This is a genomic window from Candidatus Melainabacteria bacterium (assembly GCA_003963305.1).
Taxonomy (GTDB): domain Bacteria; phylum Cyanobacteriota; class Vampirovibrionia; order Obscuribacterales; family Obscuribacteraceae; genus PALSA-1081.
On sequence record RXJR01000008.1, the window covers coordinates 236,411 to 237,471 of the forward strand.

The window sequence follows — 1,061 nt, forward strand, 5'->3', positions numbered from 1 at the left end:
AAGCTCCGAAATTGGATCGGTGAAGCAAAAGAAAAACTAGAAAGAAGTTCGGACTTGGATGAGCTAACGAGGCTGCACAACGAGAATGCACGCCTAAAACAAGAAGTTGAAATACTAAAAAAAGCGGCGGCGTACTTTGCGAAAAGCCTGCAATAAAGTACGCCTTCATTCACATTGAGAGACCAAACTACAGCCTCGTACTTTTGTGCGATGTGTTGAAAGTGACTCGTGCAGGCTATTACAAGTGGTTGGCAAAGAAAGATCAGATTACGCCAGCGCAAGCGAGACGGGAAGCGCTTCTGCAGCGCGTGATAGAAATCTTTGAAGAATCCAACCAGACGTACGGAGCACCCCGAATACACCAACAGCTGCGCCGCGAGGGCTTTGTCTGCAGCAAAAGAACTGTGGAAGAATTGATGCGAAAGCATGAAATTGCTCCGCGACGCAAACGCAAATTCGTTGCAACAACCGACTCCAAGCACAATTTGCCGATTGCGCCAAACGTTCTAGATCGCCAATTTGAAGTTGAACATCCAGATGAAGTTTGGGTCAGTGACATCACGTACATCGACACCAATCAGGGCTGGTTGTATCTTTGCGTGTTCATCGATTTGTATTCACGGATGGTGGTTGGATGGTCAATGTCCGAAAGAATGACAGCGGACCTGGTCGTTGGCGCTTTTGAAATGGGTGTCAACAACCAGGGGACAGCACCAATCGTTGCTCATTCAGACCGTGGAAGCCAGTATGCAAGCGAATCATACTTGAGAGTATTGGAAGGCTACGGTTGCATCCAGAGTATGAGCAGAAAAGGTAACTGTTGGGACAACGCTGTCGCCGAAAGCTTCTTCGGAGCATTGAAATCCGAACAAATTTATCGCGATCATTACGAAACCCGAATCCACGCCTCCATGGCGGTTTTCGAGTATATCGAGATCTTTTACAACAAAAGGAGACTACATTCCGTGTTGGATTACCTCACACCGTGGGAAAAAGGCCAAAAAGGTAAGAAAGTGGCCTAAAGCGGGTCGGCTTTAGACCACTGTCTACTAAATGGGGGG

General features: G+C 47.5%; 1 protein-coding gene. It reads left to right on the forward strand.

Annotated features, from left to right (window positions below; genetic code table 11):
- Positions 1-221 precede the first annotated feature (221 nt).
- The gene (locus EKK48_10100; protein ID RTL43233.1) at positions 222-1,022 is read left to right on the forward strand and encodes an IS3 family transposase; all 801 of its coding nucleotides are present in this window, start codon (positions 222-224) and stop codon (positions 1,020-1,022) included.
- The last annotated feature ends 39 nt before the right edge of the window (positions 1,023-1,061 follow it).